Source organism: Providencia vermicola (assembly GCF_020381325.1).
Classification (GTDB): domain Bacteria; phylum Pseudomonadota; class Gammaproteobacteria; order Enterobacterales; family Enterobacteriaceae; genus Providencia; species Providencia vermicola.
In genome coordinates this window covers 223,878-231,582 of the sequence record NZ_JAGSPI010000004.1, presented here as the reverse complement: position 1 = coordinate 231,582, position 7,705 = coordinate 223,878, and the positions used below count along the sequence as shown (strand labels likewise).

Sequence of the window (7,705 nt, the reverse complement as noted above, 5' to 3'; positions counted from 1 at the left end):
AGGGTGTTGGCTGCACTCGACAACTCGGGTCACATACTGGTGTATGCTCCCCAAGATTGTCTCGTTTGCCGCCTAGCCACAAGATGAACTATTTAGAGGATTTATTGAGGTGTTAGGTGTGTTGAGTTTACCTAGCCACAACGAAAACTAGGTAGGATAAACATCTGTTGTGATGGTGTTGGCTGCACTCGACAACTCGGGTCACATACTGGTGTATGCTCCCCAAGATTGTCTCGTTTGCCGCCTAGCCACAAGATGAACTATTTAGAGGATTTATTGAGGTGTTAGGTGTGTTGAGTTTACCTAGCCACAACGCAAACTATATAGAATAAACGTATTTTAGAACGTTAAAAAAGACAATTAGTTAGAAGCAAGAAACAAGAAATAAACCGCCACATCACTGATTTTGAGTGTTATCTCGCAAGTTCCGTAATAACCGCCCGACAACTTATGCATAGCAGACAAAGGATGGGAACACAGATATGTCGATGTCACTGAGTCAATTAGAAAACCGTTCAGAATTTATCTCGCGCCACATTGGTTCTTCAGAACAACAAATAAAAACCATGTTAGATACCGTGGGAGCATCATCGCTCGATAACTTAATGGATAAAATTGTGCCGAAGGCCATTTTACTTCCAGAGCCGCCAAGAGTAGGTGGCGGAGCCACCGAACAAGAAGCATTGGCTGAGTTAAAAGCCATTGCATCGTTGAATAAACGCTATAAAAGCTACATTGGGATGGGCTATGCACCTGCTGTATTGCCGCCTGTTATCTTACGTAACTTACTGGAAAATCCAGGTTGGTATACGGCTTATACCCCATATCAACCCGAAGTATCCCAAGGCCGCTTAGAATCTCTTCTTAATTTCCAGCAACTGACTATTGACCTAACAGGGTTAGACCTTGCTTCTGCATCATTATTGGATGAAGCCACTGCCGCGGCAGAAGCGATGGCGATGGCGAAGCGCATTAGTAAATTAAAAAATGCAGAGCGTTTCTTTGTGGCGGATGACGTGCATCCACAAACGCTTGATGTAGTGCGCACGCGTGCAGGGACTTTTGGCTTTGAAATTATTGTCGATAGTGCTGAAAAAGTTTTAGATCATGAAGGCGTATTTGGTGCGTTGTTACAACAAGTTGGCACAACAGGCAATGTTCATGATTACACTGAGTTGCTTGCCCAATTAAAAGAGCGTCAAATTATCAGCTGCGTTGCAGCAGAAATGATGGCGCTCGTATTATTAACGGCACCAGGTAAACAAGGGGCGGATATTGTTTTTGGTTCTGCTCAGCGCTTTGGTGTACCGATGGGCTATGGTGGGCCTCACGCAGCATTCTTTGCATGCCGTGATGAATTTAAACGGGCTATGCCAGGTCGTATTATTGGTGTTTCACGTGATGCAGCGGGTAATACGGCATTACGTATGGCAATGCAAACCCGTGAGCAGCATATTCGCCGTGAAAAAGCGAACTCGAATATTTGTACATCCCAAGTATTACTGGCTAATATTGCTGCCATGTATGCGGTGTATCATGGTCCTGAAGGGCTTAAATTGATTGCAGGGCGTATCCACCGCTTTACGTCAATTTTGGCGAAAGCGTTAGCAGATGCGGGTTTTGTATCACGCCACAAAACATGGTTTGATACTTTAGCGATTGAGGTGGCAGATAAAACTGCGGTATTAGCGCGCGCAGAAAAAGCAAAAATTAATTTACGTACCGATATTCATGGCGCTGTAGGCGTCACACTAAGTGAAATAACCACTCGCCAAGATATCAATCAATTATTTGCAGTCATCACAGGCTCAGACGAAAAACTAAATTTTGAAAAGCTAGATCAGCAAGTCGCTGAAATTGAACAAGCCATCCCCACTGCATTACAGCGTAAAGACGACATCTTAGCGCACCCTAACTTCCACCGTTACCACAGCGAAACGGAAATGATGCGTTATATGCATAGCTTAGAGCGCAAAGACTTAGCGCTGAACCAAGCCATGATCCCGCTAGGTTCTTGCACTATGAAGCTTAATGCTGCAGCAGAAATGATCCCAATTACATGGCCAGAATTTGGCGAGCTACACCCATTCTGTCCAGCAGATCAAGCTCAAGGATATCACCAAATGATTGAGCAGCTCTCTCACTGGTTGGTGCAATTAACGGGCTATGATGCGGTTTGTATGCAGCCAAACTCAGGTGCACAAGGGGAATATGCCGGTCTGTTAGCTATTCGCCGTTACCATGAAAGCCGCAATGAAGGTACGCGTAATATTTGTCTGATCCCTGCTTCTGCACACGGTACTAACCCTGCATCTGCCCATATGGCAGGAATGGAAGTCGTGGTGGTGCGTTGTGATGATGAAGGTAATATTGACTTAACGGATTTGCGTGAAAAAGCCCAGCAGTATAGCGATGATTTATCCTGTGTGATGGTCACTTATCCATCTACGCATGGTGTGTATGAAGAAAGCATTCGCGAAGTGTGTGAAATCATTCATCAGCACGGTGGGCAAGTGTACCTTGATGGTGCCAATATGAATGCGCAGGTTGGATTGACGACACCGGGCTTTATTGGAGCGGATGTCTCTCACCTTAATTTACATAAAACTTTCTGTATTCCACATGGTGGTGGCGGTCCCGGTATGGGGCCTATCGGTGTGAAAAAGCATCTCGCACCATTTGTGCCTGGGCATAGTGTGGTTGAATTAGATATGGTTACTGACCAAGGTGCAGTTTCCGCTGCTCCATTTGGTAGTGCGTCAATCTTACCTATCAGCTGGATGTATATTCGCATGATGGGCTCATATGGCTTAAGAAAGGCTAGTCAAGTGGCGATTTTGAATGCGAACTACATCGCTAAGCGCCTTGCGGGTCGTTATGACATTCTGTACACGGGGCAAGAGGGCTATGTGGCTCACGAATGTATCGTCGATTTGCGTCCTATTAAAAAAGATACTGGGATCAGCGAATTAGATATTGCTAAGCGTTTGATTGACTATGGTTTCCATGCGCCAACGATGTCTTTCCCTGTGGCGGGAACATTGATGATTGAACCAACTGAGTCTGAAAGTATCACGGAAATCAATCGTTTTATCGATGCGATGTTAGCGATACGTGATGAAATTGACCAAGTGGTTGACGGGAAATGGACATTAGAGGATAACCCGTTAGTGAATTCCCCTCACGTGCAAACTGAACTGGCAAGTGAGTGGCCACATGCTTATAGCCGCGAGCTGGCAGTATTCCCAACGGAACAAACCAAAGCGAACAAATATTGGCCAGCGGTAAAACGCCTTGATGATGTTTATGGCGACCGCCATTTACATTGTTCATGTGTGCCGATTGAAGAATATATGTAATTGATTAATCGGGTAAACTAGATGTATTTAGTTAGATAAATATTAGGCTTGCTTCCTTTTTCATTTTCATTGGGGCAAGCCTTTTTATTCTTCTATCGTTTAACCAGAATATTGGTCAATACCTGTATAACTGTTGCCTTGGTAAATTTTTTCAACCTCACCCGTTGTTATATTAGCTTGATAAACGCCGCCACTGAGATCGGCGACATACATCAGTTGTGCCGATTTATCATAAGTTAGGCCTATTGTTTCTTTGAATCCTCGGCTGATCACGCGGTGATTCGTGAGCCCGTGAAGGGTTACATTGGCACAATTTAGGCTATTACCATCAGGTTCAGCCCCTCTATCAGTCCAATATAAAATATTCGCTTCTTCATCGAGTAACAAATCGATAGGCTCAGGTAAATCAGCCAAGAGTAACTGAATATCACTGCGGCTTTCTGGAGATTGCGGATTTTTGGGTCTTAATGGTGCTCTAAAAATGCGTCCTAAGTTCCCCTTAGGCGTTCCTTTTTGCGTCCAGTAAATCCAATTGTTTTTTAGATCAATGGCAAAGCCTACACATTGTTCGAGTATGTCAACTTGATCATTTTTATCTCGTGGCCTTGCAATGTGGGTCATTAGATCAGAACCATTAATGCTGCAGGAGCAAACCATTCCACCTTCACGATCGCACCAATATAACCGTTGATTGAGCTGATCGAGTTGTAATTGTTTGGGGGTTCTTATTGCTCCTTTGCCTAATAGCATTTTTCTATTGCTACCATCAAAATGCATAACATTGATTGAGCCATCATTTTCATCAAAATTATCCCCCATGTTGCTCCAATAGATTAAGCGATTATCAGGATCAACTGCAATACCGTCAGGTGTACCCCCGAGTCCTTCAATTAGAGGCATTAGGTGATGAGTTGACTTATTGAACTGAACAATAGAAGGGGAATGAATATCAAGCAATAACAAATAAGGGGAAGCATTTTTATTGTCTTTTGGCATATCTAACCTCATTGACAGAGAATCAAAACTGCATAAAAGATAAATTACTAGGCAATTATTTATTTAAGTATAGTTTAATTTGATTAAATAAATGGCTGTTAATTAGGCTAGTTTTATTTAAGGAGGAGGTAAGTGAAGAGATGCTTTCTGGATTAGGCTAAAGCGACAGAAAAGCCGCTTTAGCCGATTAATTAAAGCAACCAACCTTTTTGTTGGGCAAACTCTAATTGTTGTTTAAGCTGTTGGTAGAACTCAGGAAGTATCTGCTCAATGTAATCACATTTACTAAGTACTTGTTCGAGGCGAATATGGTTTTCAACCCAACTTTGACCTTGATTATGTAAGTTCATCAGCATTGGCATGGCTCTATCAATCGCATTCGCATAGAGCGACTCAGGGGTTTCTAATGCGTCGTATTCGTTCCACAGTGCTAACAATGTTGTATTTTGTGGGCTTGGTAAAAGATTAAAAATACGGTTTGCGGCTTTGACTTCTTCTGCATGAATAGCATCACGAGCAGCATTATCGAAAACCAATACATCACCTGCATCAATTTCAACAATATCATGTACGAGAGCCAGTTTAATTGCATGTTCGATATTCACGCCTTGAACATAAGGCGCAAAACTCATTGCGGCAACGGCAAATTGCCAGCTGTGCTCTGCGGTATTTTCATGGCGTTCACGGTTGAGTAGCTTATTTTTACGATAAATACTTTTAAGTTTATCGAGTTCCATTAAAAATTGGACGACTTCAGTAAAAGCCCCAAAATTAACCACCTCAATGGGCTTGTTACTTAATGCAGATGACATAAAAACCTCAATTAATGTTCTTCTTCTAATGAATAAGGTAAAGCGGCAATGGTTAAATGGCTTTGTTCATCAGCCATCACACGAAAAATGCTGTCGGCTTCCATATCGTTATTCATAATGATTTGCACATAAATTTCACCATTACCTAGGCGAACTGCGGCAAGAACAGTTCCTGTGCGACGCCACTTGTCACCCAATTGCCATTCGACACCTTCACCAATAGTGGGAAGTGTTGTGGCCGTGCCTTTTAATAAATACATCGCACGTTTATTGGCGCCACGGAATTTTGCTCGAGCGACCATTTCTTGGCCAGTATAGCAGCCTTTTTTAAAGCTGATCCCGTGAGGAAGTGCTTGCAAATTGGTTGCTTGCGGCAGGTGCTGTGCGCTGTTTTCTTGGTCGATAACTGCGAAACCCGCTTCGAGATCTAACGCGAGCCATTGGTTATCATTGACTTGAGTAGCACCTAATGTTTCAGTCATTTTTTGTGCAACGTCCTCAGTGGCTAACACTAAAAAACGTTCAGCAGGTAATGAAAAATACAACAACGTAGCATCACCTTCAGAGACAACTTGGTTTTGCTCATCAGGTAACGTGGTAAATAACGTTGCGAGTGCTTCTCTTGCCCCTTTTCCTGCAACGCCGAGTAATTTTATCTCAGTTTTTTTCTCAAAAGTTACCTTGGAGAAAACGGCGTATTTTTTAAGCTCAGCCAATTGCGAGTCTGCAACACTGCGCCTAAGCAAATAAGAAAAGCCCTCTAAATGATGAAATAAACGTAGGTCGCTCCACATTTTTCCTTTTGGGTCACAATGTGCTGTTAAGGTATGAGCTTGTCCCAGTGTTGCGATATCAGCAGTCACTTGTCCTTGCAGATATTTTTCTGCATCGAGGCCTGAAAGATGAATAAGTTCCCAGTTTTCCAGTGAAATCAAAACGAGTGGTAAAGACTGAGACTCAAGGGGAAATTGCTGTGTACTATCAATGTGGGTAGTCATGATTTCACCTGTTGTTCTTGGGTAGATTAAAGGTGCTTAATGGTAAAATAGCTAGATAACATTGCAAGTAGTTATTATGATGCAGCTTGCATTATCTCGGATTTTTTTATCATCTGTTTGTAGAAAAACGGCATTTTACTACTAAAATTACAACAATGTAGTCTATGACATGTTTTCTTCGCAGATAATCTGTTAGAGTATTGAAAATAATCAATCTTATCAGTTAACTGCAACAAAAGGTCGTAGTGGAATGGATATTGAGAATAAAGCACGAATTCATTGGGCTTGTCGTCGTGGAATGCGTGAGCTAGATATTTCAATCATGCCTTTTTTTGAGTATGAGTACGATAGCTTAACGGTACACGACAAACAAATTTTTGTTCGTTTATTAGAGTGTGCGGATCCAGACTTATTCAATTGGTTAATGAATCACGGTCGTCCTGAGGATGACGAGCTGTTCCGTATGGTCAAACTTATTCAGGAAAAAAATAAAAATCGTGGTCCTGTGGAAATCTAATCTCTCCATTTCATGGAAGACACAATTTTTTTCTACTTGTGTTCATGGTGTCGTTGGCATGCTTTTGCTATTGGCTCCATGGTCACAAGGAAATTCCGTATTTTGGCTGCCATTACTCGTTGTTGTGGTGGCTAGTTGGGCTAAAAGCCAAAAAAATATCAGCAAAATAAAAGGTGTTGCTGTGCTGGTAAACGGTAATAAGGTTCAATGGAAGAAAAACGAATGGAATATCGTGAAAGCGCCGTGGCTGAGCCGCTATGGTATATTACTGACACTGGAAGCTCTGCAAGGGAAGGCGCAGAAGATTCATTTGTGGGTTGCCAGAGATTCAGTTTCAGAAGAAAACTGGCGGAATCTCAATCAGTTATTGCTCCAATACCCAGATATTTAAAAGTGAGTTCAACCCATAGTCAGGTAGGAACAATATTTACCGCCAGAATTGCGTCTTAAAGGGACGCTTCAATTTCTTGCAAAATTTGTACGCACCACTGGGCAATGCGTTCATCAGTTTGTTCAAATTGGTGCACTTCATCAAGTGCAAGCCCCACAAACATATCGCCTGTTTCGTTTAAAGGTTTTGGGCTATCAAAAGTATATCCTTCGGTTGGCCAAAAACCGATAAACTGCACGCCCGTCGGTTTAAGTTGATGGTATAGCAACCCCAATGCATCGAGGAACCACTCACTATAATCTATTTGATCGCCTAACCCGTACATAGCAACAATTTTGCCCGTTAAGTTAAGGTTGGGAAGCGCGTCCCAAATTTCTAGCCAGTCTTCCTGTATTTCACCGAAATCCCAGGTGGGTATTCCCAAAATTAGAATATCATACTGTTCCATTTCACTGGGGGGAGTATCATTAACATTATGCAGTGTGACGAAATCATCACCGAGAATATCACGTATTTTTTCAGCAACTATTTCGGTATAACAGGTGCTAGAACCGTAAAAAAGACCTATTTTCATATATATTATTACTACGTCCAGCTATGGTTTTGATGACAAGAGGGGTATTGTAACAGAA

The 7,705-nt window shown here is 42.3% G+C and carries 7 protein-coding genes; 3 read left to right on the top strand and 4 right to left on the bottom strand.

Annotated elements, in window-relative coordinates; all coding sequences use genetic code 11:
- The first annotated feature begins 482 nt into the window (after positions 1-482).
- Positions 483-3,359, top strand: a complete 2,877-nt coding sequence (gene gcvP / locus KDJ85_RS07700) for an aminomethyl-transferring glycine dehydrogenase (protein WP_225819152.1) — start codon at positions 483-485, stop codon at positions 3,357-3,359.
- Positions 3,360-3,458: 99 nt separating this feature from the next.
- On the opposite strand, the gene KDJ85_RS07695 is transcribed toward gcvP, so the two are convergent.
- The 3 genes from KDJ85_RS07695 to ygfZ all read right to left on the bottom strand — a co-directional run bounded on the left by KDJ85_RS07695 (position 3,459) and on the right by ygfZ (position 6,165).
- The gene (locus KDJ85_RS07695) at positions 3,459-4,355 is read right to left on the bottom strand and encodes a YncE family protein (protein ID WP_225819151.1); all 897 of its coding nucleotides are present in this window, start codon (positions 4,353-4,355) and stop codon (positions 3,459-3,461) included.
- Positions 4,356-4,546: 191 nt separating this feature from the next.
- Positions 4,547-5,167: an HD domain-containing protein gene (locus KDJ85_RS07690; RefSeq protein WP_225819150.1), complete on the bottom strand. Its 621-nt coding sequence runs from the start codon at positions 5,165-5,167 to the stop codon at positions 4,547-4,549.
- A gap of 11 nt (positions 5,168-5,178) precedes the next feature.
- Entirely contained in the window at positions 5,179-6,165 is a 987-nt protein-coding gene (gene ygfZ, locus KDJ85_RS07685) for a tRNA-modifying protein YgfZ (RefSeq protein WP_225819149.1), read from the bottom strand.
- A 250-nt stretch (positions 6,166-6,415) separates the two neighbouring features.
- Between ygfZ and sdhE the strand changes: the two genes are divergently transcribed.
- Both sdhE and KDJ85_RS07675 read left to right on the top strand, forming a co-directional pair.
- Complete coding sequence (gene sdhE / locus KDJ85_RS07680) at positions 6,416-6,682, top strand: FAD assembly factor SdhE (RefSeq protein WP_206082647.1); 267 nt, start codon at positions 6,416-6,418, stop codon at positions 6,680-6,682.
- Positions 6,663-7,073 carry a protein YgfX gene (locus KDJ85_RS07675; RefSeq protein WP_225819148.1) on the top strand — a complete coding sequence of 137 codons (411 nt, stop codon included), beginning with the start codon at positions 6,663-6,665 and terminating at the stop codon, positions 7,071-7,073. The genes sdhE and KDJ85_RS07675 overlap by 20 nt, the downstream gene beginning before the upstream one ends.
- Before the next feature lie 55 nt (positions 7,074-7,128).
- Here KDJ85_RS07675 and fldB read toward each other — a convergent pair whose 3' ends face one another.
- The gene (fldB, locus tag KDJ85_RS07670; protein WP_225819147.1) at positions 7,129-7,647 is read right to left on the bottom strand and encodes a flavodoxin FldB; all 519 of its coding nucleotides are present in this window, start codon (positions 7,645-7,647) and stop codon (positions 7,129-7,131) included.
- Positions 7,648-7,705: the final 58 nt, after the last annotated feature.